This is a genomic window from Streptomyces sp. NEAU-W12, from assembly GCF_026242095.1.
Lineage (GTDB): Bacteria > Actinomycetota > Actinomycetes > Streptomycetales > Streptomycetaceae > Streptomyces.
Genome location: NZ_JAPJDM010000040.1, coordinates 13,244 through 30,928, shown reverse-complemented (window position 1 = coordinate 30,928; position 17,685 = coordinate 13,244). Strand labels below are relative to the sequence as shown.

At 70.6% G+C, this 17,685-nt stretch carries 9 protein-coding genes and 2 pseudogenes; 8 read left to right on the top strand and 3 right to left on the bottom strand.

Annotation, left to right across the window (positions count from 1 at the left end; genetic code table 11):
- Positions 1-82: 82 nt before the first annotated feature.
- Positions 83-496, bottom strand: coding sequence for a nuclear transport factor 2 family protein (locus ORI94_RS33115; RefSeq protein ID WP_266082485.1), 414 nt, complete (start codon positions 494-496; stop codon positions 83-85).
- Between the two features lie 583 nt (positions 497-1,079).
- Here ORI94_RS33115 and ORI94_RS33110 point away from each other — a divergent pair.
- The 3 genes and pseudogenes from ORI94_RS33110 to ORI94_RS33100 all read left to right on the top strand — a co-directional run.
- Positions 1,080-8,270, top strand: coding sequence for a type I polyketide synthase (locus ORI94_RS33110; protein ID WP_266082093.1), 7,191 nt, complete (start codon positions 1,080-1,082; stop codon positions 8,268-8,270).
- Positions 8,267-9,736, top strand: a complete 1,470-nt coding sequence (locus ORI94_RS33105) for a flavin-containing monooxygenase (RefSeq protein WP_266082095.1) — start codon at positions 8,267-8,269, stop codon at positions 9,734-9,736. The genes ORI94_RS33110 and ORI94_RS33105 overlap by 4 nt, the downstream gene beginning before the upstream one ends.
- Before the next feature lie 66 nt (positions 9,737-9,802).
- Positions 9,803-9,969: pseudogene (locus ORI94_RS33100) on the top strand (ATP-binding protein); the annotation flags it as partial.
- A gap of 76 nt (positions 9,970-10,045) precedes the next feature.
- Here the strand turns inward: ORI94_RS33100 and ORI94_RS33095 are convergent.
- Positions 10,046-10,891, bottom strand: a complete 846-nt coding sequence (locus tag ORI94_RS33095; RefSeq protein WP_266082099.1) for an SDR family oxidoreductase — start codon at positions 10,889-10,891, stop codon at positions 10,046-10,048.
- 210 nt (positions 10,892-11,101) lie between these two features.
- Between ORI94_RS33095 and ORI94_RS33090 the strand changes: the two are divergent.
- A pseudogene (locus tag ORI94_RS33090) lies at positions 11,102-11,657 on the top strand (IS110 family transposase); the annotation flags it as partial.
- Here ORI94_RS33090 and ORI94_RS33085 read toward each other — a convergent pair.
- A complete protein-coding gene (locus ORI94_RS33085; RefSeq protein WP_266082101.1) occupies positions 11,584-11,940 on the bottom strand; it encodes a nuclear transport factor 2 family protein in 357 nt (118 codons plus the stop codon). The pseudogene ORI94_RS33090 and the gene ORI94_RS33085 sit on opposite strands and share 74 nt — an antisense overlap.
- Positions 11,941-12,286: 346 nt before the next feature.
- On the opposite strand from ORI94_RS33085, the gene ORI94_RS35430 reads away from it, so the two are divergent.
- The 4 genes from ORI94_RS35430 to ORI94_RS33060 all read left to right on the top strand — a co-directional run bounded on the left by ORI94_RS35430 (position 12,287) and on the right by ORI94_RS33060 (position 17,624).
- Positions 12,287-13,753 carry an HD domain-containing phosphohydrolase gene (locus ORI94_RS35430; protein ID WP_323056109.1) on the top strand — a complete coding sequence of 489 codons (1,467 nt, stop codon included), beginning with the start codon at positions 12,287-12,289 and terminating at the stop codon, positions 13,751-13,753.
- Between the two features lie 222 nt (positions 13,754-13,975).
- Positions 13,976-14,833: a helix-turn-helix transcriptional regulator gene (locus ORI94_RS33070; RefSeq protein WP_266082103.1), complete on the top strand. Its 858-nt coding sequence runs from the start codon at positions 13,976-13,978 to the stop codon at positions 14,831-14,833.
- A 200-nt stretch (positions 14,834-15,033) separates the two neighbouring features.
- Positions 15,034-15,318, top strand: coding sequence for an Atu4866 domain-containing protein (locus ORI94_RS33065; RefSeq protein ID WP_266082170.1), 285 nt, complete (start codon positions 15,034-15,036; stop codon positions 15,316-15,318).
- A gap of 233 nt (positions 15,319-15,551) precedes the next feature.
- Positions 15,552-17,624 carry a sensor histidine kinase gene (locus ORI94_RS33060; RefSeq protein WP_266082105.1) on the top strand — a complete coding sequence of 691 codons (2,073 nt, stop codon included), beginning with the start codon at positions 15,552-15,554 and terminating at the stop codon, positions 17,622-17,624.
- Positions 17,625-17,685: the final 61 nt, after the last annotated feature.

The window sequence follows — 17,685 nt, the reverse complement described above, 5'->3', positions numbered from 1 at the left end:
GCGTCGGCCACCGGCGGGTGCGGCGCTGTATGTGCGGCACCGGGCCTTCGGTGCTCGCAGTCGGCGCCCGGTCAGCGCCGGTTCACGCCGCGGCGACCATGGTGTGGGTGTCGAGGACGGTCTCGAAGTGCACGGGGACACCGTCCCGCAGTCGCCATATGTGCACGAAGCGCGTCCGCATCGGCTTCCCGGTGGTCAGGTTCGTGGCGCTGTAGTGGCCGAGCGCGACGACACGGTTCCCGGCCTGCATGATCTCCGCGGGCGCTACGGTGAAATCCTGCCACTCGGTGGCGAATCGGGAGAACACGTTCTCGAGTATCTGCTCGCGTCCCCGGTACGTGCCTCCGTAGTGCAGACCCGGCGGGACGACCCATTCGATGCGCTCGTCGAGTCCCGCGAGCAGCGCGGGGACGTCGCCCTGGGCGAGGGAGCTGTACAACGCCTCCACCACCGCACACCCTGTGGCGGTCTGTTCGTCGTGCTGGTGCGTGGTCATGTGGTGCCTCCGTGCTGTGTCGATGGGCGGCCGGCGCATCCCGGCAGCCCGCGGCGGCCCGGAACGCGGGTTCCGGGCGCTGCGGCCGAGCTCGCGCCCGTCTGCGTAAACCCTCCTCGAGAACGGGCCCGCGGACATCGGCTGATCGACCTATGTCGCTGGTCCACCCCCTCGGAGGGAGTCCGCTCCTCGTGTCGCGGCCGCCGACGCGCGTCCCGCGCGTGAGGAGCAGAGCGGGGTCGGCCGACTTGCGGGGCCGTAGGGCATCGGGGGTGTGCGGGGGCGCCGTGGTGCTGCAGCCGGAGAACTTCTGGGGGGTGTGAACCGGTTGCTGTCCGGTGCCGTTCTCAGCGGTGGAGGCTCCGCCTTGTATGCGGAAAGCCTCATTGCGGTCGGCCCGACTCCCCCTGACGGCCGGGCGCGCACCCGTGCCGCCGCCCACCTGGCGGCGGCACGGGCGCCACAGCCCCAGATTCCCAACGTCTCAAGAATCATCTCCGGCAACAACGACGTCGAGGTGGTGCTTGGGCGGCAAGGTCGACGAAGCGTGATCTTGCACCAGGACAGCCGCGGAGGATGATTCATGGGCCAGTCGATCACCCAGGCACCGGACACAGCCAGTGTGGCCGCCAGGCGAGGGACGTACTCCAAGGGTGGGGCGCCCAGGCTGGAACCCGTGGCGATCGTCGGTATCGGGTGCCGTTTCCCCGGTGGCGTCTGCGACCCGCGCAGCTTCTGGGAGCTGCTGGTATCCAGGACCGACGCGATCGTCGACGTGCCGCAGGACCGCTGGAACGCGGACGCCTTCTACGACGCCGACCCTGCAACACCGGGGCGGATGACCGTACGGCAGGGCGGCTTCCTGCAGTCGCCCGTCGACCGGTTCGACGCGGGCTTCTTCGCCATGCCGCCGAGGGAAGCCGCCGCGCTGGACCCCCAGCAGAGGCTGCTGCTCGAAGTCGCCTGGGAGGCGTTCGAGGACGCGGGACTGGCGCCGGAGCGGACCGCCGGAACCGGCGTCGGGAGCTATGTCGGGGGCTTCACCTTCGACGCGGCGACAGCCCAGCTCGGCGTCGGCGAACGTGACCTGATCAGTACGTCCACACCGACGGGGGTCAGCATGACCATGCTGGCTGCGAGGCTGTCGTACGTTTTCGACTGGCGCGGCCCTTCCCTGACGATGGACACCGCCTGCTCGTCCTCCCTGGTGGCGTTCCACCACGCCTGCGTCGCCGTGTCCCGCGGTGAGTGCGACATGGCCGTGGCCGGAGGGGTCAACGTAATGACCAATCCGGTCACCACGATGCTCATGTCGAAGGGCCAGTTCCTCTCTCCCGACGCGCGTTGCAAGTCCTTCGACCACCGTGCCAACGGCTATGCGCGCGGTGAGGGCGCGGGAATCCTCGTACTCAAGTCGCTGGCCGCCGCAGAGCGGGACGGCGACCGTGTCTACGCGGTGGTGCGCGGCACCGCCGTGAACCAGGACGGCCGCACGCCGGGTATCACCGTTCCCAGCGTCGACGCGCAGCGGGCGGTTGTCCGCCAGGCGTGCGCCGCCGGCGATGTCGACCCCACGTCGATCGGGTACTACGAGGCCCACGGTACGGGTACCGCCGTGGGCGACCCCATCGAGGTGACCGCCATCGGCAGCGTACTCAGCGACTCGGACCGTACTCACTGGATCGGGTCGGTGAAGTCCAACTTCGGGCACACCGAGGCGGCGGCCGGAGTGGCCGGCGTGATCAAGGCGGTGCTTTGCCTCGAACGCGGACTCATACCCCCCAACCTGCACTTCGAGAAGCCGAACCCGAAGATACCGTTCGACTCCGTGCCGCTGCGCGTGCCCACCGAGGAAGTCGCCTTCCCTGCCTGGGACGGGCCGCGCCGGGCCGGAGTGAACTCCTTCGGGTTCGGTGGCACCAACGCGCACGCCGTCCTGGAGCAGGCTCCCACTGCTTCCGCCACCTCCTTCGCGACCGAGGGGACGGACGGCGAGGCCCTTGCCGCGGACGACGACGGCACTCCCTGCCTGCTTCCCCTCTCCGCCCGCAGCCCCAAGGCCCTGCACGCCCTCGCCGACCAGTACGCGGAGTTGCTGGAGCGGCCAGGCGCGCCGTCCCTGCGCCGGATCTCACGGGCCGCCGCGACCCGGCGCCAGCACCATCCTCTTCGCACCTTTGTCGTCGCCGACGGCCCGACGCGGGCCGCTGAGCAACTGAGGCAGCAGCGGGAGGCCGGTCCCCGCCCCTCCGCCCGGCCCGATGTGGCGTTCGTCTACACCGGTATGGGCCCGCAGTGGTGGGGCATGGGCGGTGAACTCCTGCGTACGTCGGCGCGGTTCGACGAGACCGTCACCGCGTGTGACGAGATACTGGCGCGCTTCGGCCTGTCGATACGCGCCGAGCTACTGCGCCCCGAGCCTGATTCACGACTGACGCAGACGCTGTACGCACAGGTCGCCAACTTCGTCGTACAGGCAGGACTCACCGCGGTGTGGCGGGAGTGGGGCGTCGAGCCCGCGGCCATCGTCGGGCACAGCGTCGGGGAGGTGGCCGCCGCCTACGCCGCGGGCGTGTACTCGCTCGACGACGCACTGACGATCTCGTACCACCGCGCCAGCCTCCAGGCACGCCTCGCCGGCCGCGGAGTGATGGCTGCCGTGGACATGCCGGAGGAGAAGCTCCGGCCTCACCTGCCGACAGGAGTGGGCGTCGCCGCGGTCAACAGCGCGACCGCGACCACTCTCGCGGGCGACGCGGGTGCCATGGACGAGGTCACCGCACGCCTTGAGGCCATGGGCGCCTCGGTGAAGCGGTTGCGGGTCGAGGTGGCGTACCACAGCCACCAGATGGACGAGATCCGGGAGCCGCTGCTTGCCGCCCTCCGTGACATCCGGCCCCATGGGACGAAGGTTCCGCTGGTGTCGACCGTGACGGGTGACCGGGTCGACGGGACCGAACTGGACGCGGAGTACTGGTGGCGGAACGTACGCCGGCCGGTCCGGTTCGCCGACGCCGTGAGCCGCCTGTCGGTGCTCGGGACCAGCGCTGTCGTGGAGGTCGGCCCGCACCCCGTACTGGCCACGGCGATCGACGAGGCACTGTCCGGACGCGGCCGCGAGCTGGTACGGGTGGCCTCACTCCGACGGGACCGGCCACAGCGGCGGCAACTCCTGGAAGCTCTCGGCACCCTGTACACGGCGGGCGTCGAACCCGACTGGGAGCAGGTGCACCCCGGCACGCGCGATCACCTCGATCTGCCCCGTTACCCCTGGCAGCGGGACCACCACTGGAACGAGTCGGCGGCCGGAAGGGAGGCGCGGCTGGGCGGTGACGGCCCCCGGCTGGCGGGCCGAGGAGTCCAGGCCCCCACGCCGGTCCGGGACGTCCAGTTGTCCACGGCCGAGTTCCCGTACCTGCCCGACCACCGCATCGGACAGACCGTGGTCTTCCCCGGCTCGGGATATCTCGAAGCGGCGCTGGCGCTGTTCCCCGACGAGACCCCGGTCTCCTTCGAGAACGTCGTCCTCCAGCGTCCGCTGATCCTTTCGCCACAGGTCGTCACGACACTGCGCACGGCTTACGACCCGGAGAGCCGGCTGGTCACGCTTCACTCCAGGGCACGCGCCGACGAACCGTGGACGCTCCACGCGCGGCTGCGACGCCCCGAACTCATCCGCCCCCGGGCACCCGAGCCCCGAACCGGGAACCTGGCGGAACTGACAGCAGGTCTTCCGCGCTGGGACCGCGACGAGATCTACGCCCGGCTGGACGACACCGGTCTGGAGTACGGTCCGGCGTTCCGGGCCGTCGAAGGTGTCTGGCACAGGGAGGCGACCGGAGAGATCTTCGCGGAGCTGCGCACCGGCACCGTCGACACCGAGGGGTACCGCCTGCACCCGGCGCTTCTCGACGCCGCCCTGCAGGCCATGATCGCCGGGGCGCTGCGTTCGGCCGACGAGGTCGCGGGAGCCACGTTCGTTCCGGCCGGCATCGCCGAATTCCGCTTCCACCGGGCGCCGGGTGAACGACTGTGGGTACACGGGCGTGACCGCCGCAGCACGGTCGAGGGACGTATCGAGTGCGACCTCACCCTGGTCACCGACGACGGCGAGGTGGTCGCGGAGGTCTTCGGACTGCGCGCCCAGCGCATGGCCGACGGCCGGTCGGAGGAAGGCACGGGCCTACCGGAGAGGTACTACGAGCACGTCTGGCTGCCTCGTCCCCTCGAAGCGGCGGGCGGCGTTGACGGCACCTGGATCGTCGTCGGCGGGGCCCAGGACGTCGCAGGACTCGTTCAGGAACTGGAGGCGCGGGGCGGCACGGCTGTCCACGTCTCACCGGACGAGGGCGACGGGGGCGGCTGGCCGGAGCGGGTGGCCGCGCACGTCTCACACGTGCCGTCCAACCGCGGAGTGATCTACGTGAACCCCCTGGCGCAGGGCGACGACGCCTCGGCGTGCTTCCCCGTCGCCGACCCGCTGCGGCTGGTGCACGCCCTCCCGGCCTCGCACTCCGCCACGCGGCTGTTCCTGGTGACGGCGGGTGCCCAGAGTGTGAACGGGGACGACGCCACGAGCAACCCGTTCGCCGCGTCCCTGTGGGGTCTCGGCAGGGTGATCGGCGCGGAGCGGCCCGAGCTGCGCTGCCGTCTGATCGACATCGGCGCGGACACGTCAGGCACCTATGACGGTTCCTCCGTTGCCGTGCTCGTGGACGAACTGACCCACGACGGCCTGGACGAGGTGGCACTACGTGGAGCCGACCGGTACGTACGCCGCCTTGAGCACTCCGGTGACCGCTCCCCGCTGCACCACGTGACGGTGCGCACCGAACAGACACCGGTACATCTGAACACCGACGGCCCCGGGCTGGACGGCCTGCGCTTCGCGGCGACGGACCGCCGTGCGCCCGGCCGGGACCAAGTGGAGATCGCTGTCTCCCATGTGGGCCTCAACTTCAAGGACGTGCTGAAGGCGACCGGCCTGCTGGCACCCGCGGCGAGGGAGGGCAGCTACTCGCAGGACACCCTCGGTCTTGAGTGCTCGGGCACAGTGGTCCGGGTCGGCGACGCAGTCTCGGACGCAGCCGCAGCACTACGCGTCGGCGACGAGGTCTTCGTCCACGCCAGGGACCTGTTCTCCTCCCACGTGACGGTCGACGCCGTCCGCGTGGCCAAGAAACCGTCGGCACTCTCACCGGCCCAGGCAGCCTCCCTGCTGCCCGTGATCACCGCGCACCAGTCCCTCGTACGGCTGGCCCGGGTACGCGAGGGGGAACGGGTCCTGATCCATTCGGCGACCGGCGGGGTGGGCCTGGCGGCAGTACGCATCGCCAAGACGCTGGGTGCCGAGGTCTACGCGACGGCGGGCAGCGAGGACCGCAGGGAGTTCCTGCGTGGCGAGGGAGTGGCAGGCGTCGCCGACTCGCGCTCGACGTCCTTCGCCGACGACATCCTGCGCATGACCGACGGCGAGGGCGTGGACGTAGTCCTCAACGCGCTGGCCGGCGAGATGCTCCAGAAGAGCCTGGGGCTGCTGCGCTCGTTCGGCAGGTTCGTAGAGCTGGGCAAGGCAGACATCGCAGCCGACCACGCCCTGCGGCTGGCACACTTCCACCGGGCACTGTCGTTCCACGCGTTCGACTACGACCGGATGATGCTGCTGGACCCCGAGGCCGTCCATACGTGCATGCGTGAGATGGCCGAGTTGTGCGAACGGGGCGAGTTCGAGCTGCCGCCGGTCACCTCGGTGCCCGCCGGACAGGTGGACGAGGCGTTCCGGTCGATGGCGGGACGCGATCGCATCGGCAAGACGGTCGTGAGCGTCGGCCGGGAGTCGGTGACCGTACCGGCGGCCTCCCTGGCGGCCGCTACGTCCTCCGCCTCCGAGGCCACGCCCCCCGTCCGGCACGACGGCACCTACCTGATCACCGGCGGCCTCGGCGGCCTGGGACTTGTGGCGGCCGAGTGGCTCGCGGAGCAGGGCGCGCGCCACCTCGTCCTCCTGGGCCGTAACGGCGCAGCCAACGAAGAGGCCGAGCAGGTGGTAGGCGATCTGATCGCTCGGGGCGTCGAGGTACGTGTCGAGAAGGCCGACATTGCCGACCGTGCCACGGTGACGCAGCTGTTCGCCCAGCTACGCGCCGAACTCCCGCCGCTGCGCGGGATCCTGCACGCGGCAGCGGACTTCGACGACGTGGTGCTCGCGGACACGAACCCGCCGCGGCTCCTCGCGGCGACCCGTCCGAAGGCGGACGGCGCCTGGAACCTGCACCTCCAGACGCAGACGGACGACGGCCTCGACTTCTTCCTGCTCTTCTCCTCGATCGCCGCGCAACTCGGCGCGGCGGCGGCGGGCGCATACGCGACCGCCAACGAGTTCCTCAACGGCCTGGCCCGCCACCGCCACTCCCGTGGGCTGCCCGCGACCAGCGTGGGCTGGGGCATGATCGACACGGTCGGCGTGGCGGTCAGCCGGAACGGAATCGTCGGAAACATCCTGCGCCGCAACGGCCACATCGGACTGACGCCCGCCCAATGGACGGCCGAACTGGACACTCTGCTCCGCACGCGGCCCGTCGAGGCATCGGTGGCCATCGTCGACTGGCAGAGCTGGGCACAGGCCAACCCCCAGCTGGCGTCACTGCCGGCCCTCCGCTCGCTGGTGCCCGAAAGCGGGCGGGAGAGCCAAGGCGAGTCATCGGTGCCGCGTCGCCTGCGGCAGGTCACAGGAGACGAACGCCTGCACCTCCTCGCCGAACATCTCGTACCCCTGCTGCACCGGGTGACAGGACTGTCCCAGGAACAACTCCGCGATCAGCAGACGGTGGACATCGACTCGCTGACCGGCGTCGAGCTGCGGGTGCTGCTCCAGAACAACCTCGGGGTATCGATCCCGGCGGTACGGCTCCTGCGCGATCTGTCGGTGGACCGGCTGGCCGCCCTGCTGGCCGAGGAACTGGAGAAGGAGCCGACGGACAGCTTCCGCCCACAGGAGCGCCTCAGCGCGCACACCTTTCCGTCGGCCGACGGCCTCACCGTCCACGGCCACCTCAGCGTCCCCGCAGGACCAGGACCCCACCCGGCGGTGGTCGTGTGCACCTCCGGCGCTGGTGGAGCGCTGGACGACAAGGGCAGGTACGCGGGCGTCAGCGAACACGCTCCCCTGCACGCCGCCGGCTTCGCCGTCCTCACCGTCGACCAGCGCGGAGCTCCGGGCCACGGCGACGAGTACGCGGCCCGGGGCGAGATGGGCGGCGGGGACATCGACGATGTCGTGGCGGCGGCCCAGTACCTCGCCGACCTGCCGCAGGTCGACGCCACACGGCTGAACATCCTGGGCACCAGCCGGGGCGCGTACTCCGCCCTCCTGGCGCTGGCCCGCGAACCCTCACTGTGGCAGCGCGCGGTCCTCATCATGGGCCTGTACGACCCGGCGCGGCTGGTCGAGGCGGAAACGTCGGACCCCGGCACCCTGCTCCCGTCCCACTCCGATGTCAGCCCCGACGAGATCCGCGCCTACTTCGCCGACCCGCGACGTCAGCCCCTGCGCTCCTTGGACGCGGTCAGGACACCGCTATTGCTCGTGCACGGCGATGCCGACGAGGTGGTACCCGTATCGCAGGCGGAGGAGCTGGCCGAGCGAGCGCGTCAGCTGGGCCTCCCCGCACGTCTGGTGACCGTTCCCGGTCTGGGCCACGACAACGAGCACGCAGGCGAGGACTGGCCCGAACTGTGGTCCCGGATCGGCGAGTTCCTGGATGGCCGGGTATGACGGGTCAGAGCGTCCACACGGATGCGGTGATCATCGGTGCGGGTATGTCGGGCCTGTGCCAGGCGGTGGAGTTGAGCAAGTCCACGTTGGACTTCGTCGTCCTGGAAAAGGCGGACGGCCTCGGCGGAACATGGCGCTACAGCACTTATCCGGGCGCTTCGTGCGACGTCGAGTCCCACCTGTACTCGTACTCGTTCGAGCGCAACCCGGGCTGGAGTTCCACCTACGCCAGGCAACCCGAGATCCTCGCCTACCTGCACAGGATGGCCGAGCGACGCGGGCTGCTGCCGCACATCCGCTTCGGCACCGACGTGACGGGCGCCCGCTGGGAGACGACAACGGGCAGATGGACGGTGACGACGGCGGACGGGACGGCATACGTCAGCCGCTTCCTGATCCTCGGCGTGGGGGGCCTGCACATGCCGCTGACGCCGGCGCTGCCGGGGTCGGACGAGTTCACCGGAGCGGTGTGGCACTCATCAGGCTGGAACCATGATGTCGACCTCACGGGCAAGCACGTGACGGTCGTGGGAACGGGTGCCTCCGGTGTCCAGATCATCCCCGAAGTGGCGGCGCGGGCGGCCCGGCTGACGGTCTTTCAACGTACACCGGCCTGGGTGCTGCCCAAACTGGACACCCCGCATCCTGCCTGGCGCAAGAAACTCTTCCGCGCTCTGCCGTGGGCACTGGCCCTGCACCGACTACGCATTGACGTGGCCCGTGAGAAGCGAGGCATCGGTTTCCACCACCGCCCGGACGCGCTGAGGGTGGCGGAGGACGTGGTACGCCACCAGATCGACGAACACATCGACGACCCGGACCTACGCCGGAGGCTCACCCCGGCCTACCGCTTCGGGTGCAAACGGGTGCTGCTGTCCAACGACTACTACCGGTCCCTCAACGCCCCTCACGTCCAGGTGGTCTCCGGCAGCCCGGTCGCCCTACGCCCCCAGGCAGTCGTGGACGAGACCGGCGCAGACCACGAAACCGACGTGATCATCTACGCGACCGGCTTCGACCTGGCAGGTTCCTTCAACCGGATACACATCGAAGGAACCGGTGGACGCCTGCTGAAGGACACCTGGCACCGCACCGGCATGAGCGCCTACAACGGCGTCGCCGTATCGGGCTTCCCCAACATGTTCCTCCTCCTGGGCCCCAACGGTTTCGTCCCCTACACCGGCGCAGTACAGAACATCGAGGCCCAGGCTCGCTACGTCATACGAGCCATGCGAGCCGTCCGCTCCTCCCGCGCACGAGCCCTCGACGTACGCCCGGCCGCCGAACAAGACTTCCAGGGCGCCGTACGCGCGCGGTACGACCGCACGGTGTGGGCCGTGGGCGGCTGCCGGAGTCAGTACGCGTCGGACTCGGCCGCGGGGACGGTCCTGTGGCCGGACTCGACGTGGGCGTATCGGTGGCGGCTACGGAGGGTGCGCAAGGAGGATTACGAGTTCCAGCGGTAGGTCATGTCCGCCGGAGTACAACGCCGGTGCGTCGAGGCCGCGTGCGCCTCTGCCGAGGGGGCGGTGAACAAGACCTTCAGTGAATGAGGTCAGGTGTTCGGTGGCGAGGTCCTCGCCACCGCGATCCTCGACCGGCACCTGCGCCACTGCGACGTCGTCCCGATCAACGGGGCCCCGGCCACCGACTCAAGGACCGCCTCAGGGCCATCGAACGGGAAACCGGCATGACCTGACCACTGGTCACGTAGTCGTACCGGCCCGGTCGCATCGGAGAGTACGAGGACACTCCGGGCGTGTGAACGATCGAGGTCAGACCTCGGTGGATCCGAGCGTCAAATGGCCGGCCTGCCCGAGGGATTCCTCCGTCTGTGCCAGCAGTGCCCGGGCCTTGCTCTGGACGGCATCCAGGGCGTCCGCGCCGGCGACGAAGCGCAGCGGCGGTTCGTCCTGGTCGGCAATCGTCAGCAAAGCCCGGGCGAGCTTGGCGGGGTCGCCGGGTTGCTTGCCGTTCAGGCTCTTCCACGTCTCGGTCATCAGGGCGGTGCGCGGGGCGTAGTCTTCGATGGACAGCTCGGGCCAGACCCTGGAGCCATCCGCGAGCAAGTCGGTCCGGAAGAAGCCGGGTTCCACGACTGTGGTGCGGATACCGTAGGGGGCCACGTCGTAACGCAGGGCCTCCATCCAGCCCTCCACACCGAATTTGGATGCGGTATAGGCCGCAGTGAACTCCATACCACTCACGCCGAGGGCCGAGGTGATGGTGATGACGTGGCCGGCACGTTGCTGACGCATCGCGGGCAGAATGGCGCGGGTGACGTTCATGGGTCCGAAAAGGTTGGTCTCGATCTGCTGACGCAGTTGGGCAGGCGAGATTTCCTCAAAGTAGCCGGGGAAGAAATCCCCGGCATTGTTGACCAGGACGTCGATGCGGCCGAAGCGGTCGAGCGACGCTTCCGTGGCTGTTTGAGCATCCTCCAAGCTGGTGATGTCCAACGTGGTGACCAGCAGGTTGTCCTGCGGCCCGCCCAGGGTCTTCTCGATGTCCTCAGTGCGGCGGCCCGTGGCGACGACCTGATGGCCGACTGAGAGGGCTTCGCGGGCGATGTTCCTGCCCAGACCGCGTCCTGCACCGGTGATGAAAACAACCTTGCTCATGAGTGTTCCCTGTGGATGTGAGGCGGTCCGGGAGGACCGGGTACAGCTGATGGGTGTTTTCCGTTGATGGCTCGAAAGGAATGGCCGCCCGGTCCTCCGGTATGTTCCGGCCACTGATCGGGAACTGCGGTCAGCGCTGTTCGGGGACCTGTCGGCGAAGTGTTCTTCGGGGCACGGAAGCGCTGGTCACGGTGGAACGGAGCGACGAGCGTGAGCGCGTCCGGCAGACGGACACGGGTCGGCATCGACGCCGGCGAGGGGCATCACCGGGCGGTAGCGGTCAACGCCGACGGGGAGACGCTGTTCTCGACGAGAGTGGTCAGCGATGAGGCCCGGATCCTCACGCTCATCGAGACCGTCCGGGAGCGGGCCGACCAGTGCGGTGGACGGTGGACATCTCCGGTCGGGCATCCACTCCGCTGCCGGCCTTGCCGGCCACGCACGGCCAGAGCGTGGTCTACGTGCCCGGGCGCACCGTCAACCGGATGACCAGTGCCTGCAAAGGCGAGGGAAAGACCGACGCGAAGGACGCGCGGGTCCTTGCTGACCAGGCCAGGACGCGCCGGTACGAAGAAGCGGGCCGCGAAGCTGGTCTGCGACCTCGCCCACCAGCTTTCCGGCTTCGGACGAGCGGATCAAGGACAGCGACCGGGAGGTCCGCGAGACTTTCCGCACCGCCGACCGTGCCGAGATCATCGAGTCCATGCCCGGAACGGGCCCGATTCTGGACGCTGGGCCTGTCGCCGTCGCGGGTGACCTGACCGGCAGTGGCCGAGTACGATGCCGCGGTCCCCGGCCTGCATGGTTCCCGCGGGCGCTACGGTGAAGTCCTGCCACTCGGTGGCGAATCGGGAGAACACGTTCTCGGGTATCTGCTCGCGTCCCCGGTACGTGCCTCCGTAGTGCAGACCCGGCGGGACGACCCATTCGATGCGCTCGTCGAGTCCCGCGAGCAGCGCGGGGACGTCGCCCTGGGCGAGGGAGCTGTGCAACGCCTCCACCACCGCACACCCTGTGGCGGTCTGTTCGTCGTGCTGGTGCGTGGTCATGTGGTGTCTCCGTGCTGTGTCGATGGGCGGCCGGCGCATCCCGGCAGCCCGCGGCGGCCCGGAACGCGGGTTCCGGGCGTTGCGGCCGAGCTCGCGCCCGTCTGCGTAAACCCTCCTCGAGAACGGGCCCGCGGACATCGGCTGATCGACCTATGTCGCTGGTCCACCCCCTCGGAGGGAGTCCGCTCCTCGTGTCGCGGCCGCCGACGCGCGTCCCGCGCGTGAGGAGCAGGGTGCGGACATGTCCGGGACACGGGAGAGGGACGGTTACGCTGGGGCGGTGGAAGACATTCGGTTGGCCGAGGTGCTGGCTGCGCTTTCCCTGACAAGCGACTTGGCCGCGGGCATGACCTTCGAGAAGGGGCTGCGCACCTGCGTCGTCGCCACGGTGTTCGCCCGAGACGTCCTGGCGGGCGACCGGGAGACCTGCCGGGCGGTCTACGAGACGGCGCTGCTGCGCTCGGTCGGCTGCACGTCCTACGCTCCCGAGCTCGCGGGGGTCTTCGGCGACGAGGTGGCGTTCCAGAGCGCGCTGAAGCACCTCGACCCGGGTGACGACGCGCCTTTGGCCGAGCAGTTGCTCCGGCTCGGGGGCTGGACGCGCGAGAGCGCACAGCGGTTGACGGACACACTGACCGAGGTGCTGCCCACGGTCGGTGTGGAGGCCATGCGCAACGGCTGCGAGGCCAGTCGGGCTCTCGGTTCGGGTCTCGGCGTACTGCCGCGGACCCTCACGGCGTTGGACGACGTGTACGAGCGATGGGACGGACAGGGCATTCCCCTCGGAACCGCGGGTGAGGACCTGTCCTTCGCCGCCCGGGTCGTCCACGTGGCCGAGCAGGCTGTCCTGGCCCATGCGAAGGGTGGTGAACCGGCCGCCGTCTCGGCGGTGGTCAGGCGCGCCGGCGGCCACCTGGACCCCGACCTGGCCCGTGCGTTCGCGGCCGACGCCGCGAAGCTGCTCGCCCCGCTTCGTGAGCCCGACGCCGTCGCCTCCGCGGTGGCCGTCGAACCGCCCCCGTACGTCAGGGTGTCCGCCGGGGAGATCTCCGGCCTGTGCGCGGTTCTCGGCAGGTTCGTCGACCTCAAGGGCACGTGGCTGGTCGGACACAGCGAGCACGTCGCGCGGCTGGCGGAGAGTGCCGGCCGGCTGGGGGGCCTCGGCGCCGACGAGGTGACCCGGCTGCGTTGCGCGGCTCTGCTGCACGATCTGGGGCGGGCCGGGATCTCCGCCGACGTGTGGGACCGGGCGGGACCGTTGAGCACCGCCGACATGGAGCGGGTGAGGATGCACACGTACTGGACCCAGCGTGTGCTGGAGCGCGTGCCCGGGCTCGCCGAGCTGGCACCGATCGCCGCCGCACACCACGAGCGCCTCGACGGCAGTGGCTATCACCGCGGTGACTTCGGGACCCGTACCTCTCCCTCGGCCCGCATCCTCGCCGCCGCCGACGTGTTCGCCGCACTGACCGAACCGCGTGCGCATCGGGAGGCCCTCACCGTCGACGAAGCCGCCGGACACCTGACGCGCGAGGCGGATTCCGGCGCCCTGGACCGTGTCGCCTGCGACCTCGTGCTCCGGGCGGCGGGTTCACGGCAGTCCCGGCCCCGCTGCCCGGCCGGGCTCACGGCGCGGGAGGTCGAGGTACTGCGACTGGCCGCCCGTGGACTGACCAACCAGCAGATAGGCGCCGAGCTGTCCATATCGAGCCGCACCGTGGGCCATCACCTCGGGCACATCTACGACAAGACCGGGCGGCGGACCCGGGCCGGGGTGGCTGTCTTCGCCATGGAGCAGCAGCTCCTGCCCTGACCGCCGACCGGCCTTCGCGGTCGTGGGCACCGGCGGCTGGAGCGCCGGTCACCGGAGTCGGTCCGTCCGCGCCCGTCAGGATGCGCGTCCTGTGGACCCCCGGCTCGCGCCGGCCCACGGGGCTCGGACGCCTGGACAGGGTGGGACACGGCAGAGGAACGGATCCACCCTGGGGGCACTGGGACCAGGCTCCCAGCCGCTCGGGAGCCTAACCTGACCGACATGACAACCTCGAAACTGGGCGACTACCTGCAGGGTCGGCGCGCGCAGGTGACGCCGTCGGACGTCGGTCTGCCCCAGGACGGGCGTCGACGCGTCCCCGGTCTGCGCCGTGAAGAAGTCGCGATGCTGGCCCGCATCAGCGTCGACTACTACCTGCGACTGGAGCAGGGCCGTGAGCGACGCCCGTCCACCCAGGTCCTGGACGCCCTGAGTGACGCGCTGCTGCTGGACAACGACGGCCGGCTGCACCTCTACCGGATCGCGGGCATGACCCCGCTCCCGCGCCACGAGGGCAGCATCGAGCGGGCCGATCCCCAGCTGCTGACGATGGCCGAACTGTGGGACCGCACGCCGGCCCTGCTCCTGGGGCGGGCGTACGACGTCCTGGCCATGAACACGCTGGGACGGGCCGTCTTCCCCCACCTCGAACCCGGCAGGAACCTGCTGCTCGCCATGTTCCTCGACCCGTCGGTCCGCTCGTTCCACGCGGACTGGGACAAGGCCGCCGCCAACGCGGTCGCGGGATTCCGCTTCCTGGAGGGCGCCCGGCCGAACGACCCGCGGATCCACGAGGTGCTGCGGACCGTCACGGAGAACAGCCGCGAGTTCGCCGACCTCTGGCAGAGGCGGGACGCACGGGGCAAGAGCGACGCCGCGAAGGTTCTGCTGCATCCCGACGTCGGCGAGCTCACCCTGCGCATGCAGACCTTCGACGTACGCTCCGCCCCGGGACAGCAGTTGGTCGTCTACCACGCCCAGGAGGGCACCCGGACCGCGGACGCGCTGCGCCTGCTCGGCTCGCTGGCGGCGACCACCCGTTCCGGGCACCAGGAAGACTCGCCGAAACGGATCACGTGAAGGCGCGGGCCCGCTCCCGAGCCCTGGCCTGTGTCATCTGTGTCCCCGTCCTCATCGCGGGAGGTCTGACCGCCTGCGCCGCAGTACCGGACGGCGGGAGACCCCCGGTCTCCGACGAGGCCGCACAGCGCGGCCGGCCACAGCCCCCGTCCACCGCGACACCACCGCCCGTCGCGACACCGCGGACGCGCCAGGCAGAGGTGACGGACGCCTCACCGCACCCGTACGTCGGAATGTGGGTGACGGCCGACGGGCACATCCGCCAGGAACTGCTCGCGAACGGCCGCTACGACGAGGCCCGCGGAGACCGGGAGAGCGCTTACACGGGCTCCTACCGGGTCTTCGGGACCCGGATCGAGTACGTGGACGACACCGGGTTCACAGCGGACGGGACGTTCGACGGAGACGTACTGCACCATGGGGGCTACATTTTCCATCGCGAGGGCGGCGACGCGCGCGAACGGAGCGGGGAGGGACGACGCTGAAGGACAACCCCTCGGGGCGGGGACCGAGCACATGCCTGACGGCAGGGAGTCCGGACGGGCCGGTGCGGCTCACCGCTGCCGCAACCGCTTCGGCGGGACCTCATGAGGACGCGGCCGCGGCGCCGTCCGGCCGGCTCGGGAACGTGACAGGCCGCTGGGCAGGCAGTTCGCGGCTCGCCGCGAACGGGAGCCCGCCGGCCCGCGTCCCCGCGGCCGTCTCCGCACTCGCGTCGATGGGGATGCCCCGACACCGGCTTTCGCCGACCCTGTTCGCGGTCGTGCACACGGTGCTGATGCTTCTCACGGTCCCGACACTGGAGGAGCCGCCGAGCACACTCGCGTGGATCACCGCTTGCTCCGCCACGGTGTTGACAGTCGCGGCGCTCGCACGACGCGACCGGACGCCGCTCGCCGCTCTGGGCGCGATTCTCGCGGTGTCGGTGCTGGGGCAGATTCTGACAATTCCCGACATGCTGGGCCTGATACCCGGGCTGGCGGTCCTGATGGCGATCTTCTCCGTCACCACTGTGAGCGACTGGACCGTCGCTCTGGGCGCGACCGTCACCGCGGCAGTCGTCCAGCCCCTGCCGATGGCCGTACGGCATGGCTTCGACGGCGTCTCCTTCTCCGACTGGCTCATCGCCGTCGGCCTCTACCTGATGGTGTCGGCTCTCGGCGCGGGCCGCCGGCACCGGCTGCGGGAACGGCAGGCGGTGGAAGAACGACTGGCCCGCGCCGCGCAGGAGCGCGCGCAGGCCGCCGATACGGAACGGGAGCGGCTGGCGCAGGAGTTGCACGACATCAGCGCGCATCACCTCACCTCGGTCGTGGTGTCCGTCGAGGCCGCCCGCAGGCTCGGTGAAAAAAGACCCGAACTGGGCGCCGAAGCGCTCGCGTTCGCGAGCCGCACGGCCCGCGAGACCCAGTCCGCGCTGCGGCGTCTCGTGGAGGTCATGCACGTGGGCGGCACACCGGCTCCCGCCTCGATGACCGCTCCGATCGAGGCCCTGATCGCCGGCTTCGGCAAACTGGGCCGTCCCATCTCCGTCTCGCTGCCCGCCGACCTCGCCGGCCCCACGGCGGAGGCGGTCCACGGCATCGTCCGGGAGGCGCTGACCAACGCCCTGCGCTACGCACCGGGCGCCTCGGTCGGCGTCCGGGCGGAGCGGGCCGGGGACGTCCTGCGGCTGACCGTCGACAACGGCAAGCCACCCGGCGGCACCGGCGGCGACAAGCTGGGCCTCGGCTCCGGCCGCGGAGTGGCGGGGATGCGTCAGCGCGCCGCTGCCGTCGGAGGGCAGTTGTCCGCGGGGCCCCGCCCCGGCGGGGGCTGGCGCGTGGAGGCCCTGCTCCCCGACGCCCCGCCCGCACGGCGGCCGGTCGGGGGACGGCGGCGCGACTTCACCCGCGAGCAGCGGATCGCGGACGGGGCGGTCTTCGGCTCGGCCGCCGTGCTGTCGTGGAGCGTCGCCCTGATGAACGCGAGGAACGCCGGTCACGGAGTCCAGGTGTGCCTGCTGCTCGCGCTGGTCCTGACCGTTCACGCGCTGCCGCTGTTGTGGCGACGGCGTGCTCCCTGGCTGGTCCTCGCGGCGGTCGGGGCCACTGCCCTGGTATGGCCGGTGCTGCTCCGCGGCAATGTGCTGCCGCCGTCCGGCGCGGCCTTCCTCGTGGGTGGCGGAGTCGTCGAGCTGGCCGCCGTCTATGCCGTGGCGGCCTACGGCCGAGCCCTGAGACCCGCGACCGCGCCCGCCGCCCTGCATGCCGGGCCCCCGGCGTCACCTGTGACGTACCCGTCCGGTTCGCGGCTGTCGTACCTGTCGGTCCCCGCGGCGACCCTCGCGTTCGGGATCTCGATGGCAGCCACCCTGGCCGCCGACGGAACGCTGCTCGGCGAGCCGATCGTCTCTCTTCCCGCGCTTTTGCTCTACGGGTTCTTCACTCTCGTCGTGCTGTTCGTCTTTCTCGGCCTGGGCTTCACGGCCGTGTGGGGAGCGGGGTGGCTGATGCACAGGCGCCGCAGGCGGGAACTGAGCAGCCAGGACGCGGCGCTCACGGCCCTGTTGGCGCAAGCGAGGGAGCGGATCCACAGCGAGCGGCAGCGGGTCGCCGGCGGTCTGCAGGAGACGGTGTTCCAGCAGACGACCCGGGTGATCTCCTCGGCGGAGGCGGGCAGCCTGGACGACGTCGCCGCCGCGTCGAGGGCGGCGCTGGCCACCATGCGTCGACTGCTCGGGAGCCTCGACGCGGGCAAGGCGCCCACGGTGCCTCGGGGAACCGCCGCGCAGGGCGCTTTTCGCACATAGGAGGAGCCGGCGCGATGCGCCACTGTGCGGGTGACCGCCTTCCGGCTTGCCCGCTGAGGGT